General features: G+C 65.2%; 1 pseudogene. It reads left to right on the forward strand.

What is annotated here, in order from left to right:
- Nucleotides 1-494: pseudogene (locus RAD15_RS43565) on the forward strand (long-chain fatty acid--CoA ligase); the annotation flags it as partial.

The raw sequence follows: 494 nt of genomic DNA on the forward strand, positions 1-494 counted from the left end.
CGAGTACCTCAATAACCCCGAAGCGACGGCCGATGCCTTCACCGAGGACGGCTTGTTCCGCACCGGCGACCTCGGCCGCCTCGACGCGGACGGCTACCTCACCATCACGGGCCGCAAGAAGGACATCATCGTGACGGCGGGCGGCAAGAACGTCGCGCCGGCGACGTTTGAAGACCCGATCCGTGCCGACACGATCGTCGGCGAGTGCGTCGTCGTGGGCGACCAGAAGCCGTTCATCTCGGCCGTGATCACGCTCGACCCCGAGATGCTGCCGAAGTGGCTCGAGACGCAGGGGCTTGACCCGAATCTCTCGCTCGCCGAAGCCGCCGAGAACGACAAGGTGCGCGCGCACTTGAAGTCGGTCATCGATAGCGCGAACACGCGCGTGTCGCGGGCCGAGTCGATTCGCGAGTTCCGCATCCTCGACTATGTCTTCAGCATCGACGACGGCACGCTCACGCCGAAGCTGTCGATCAAGCGCAACGTGGTGCTCG

Source organism: Bradyrhizobium sp. 14AA, from assembly GCF_054185205.1.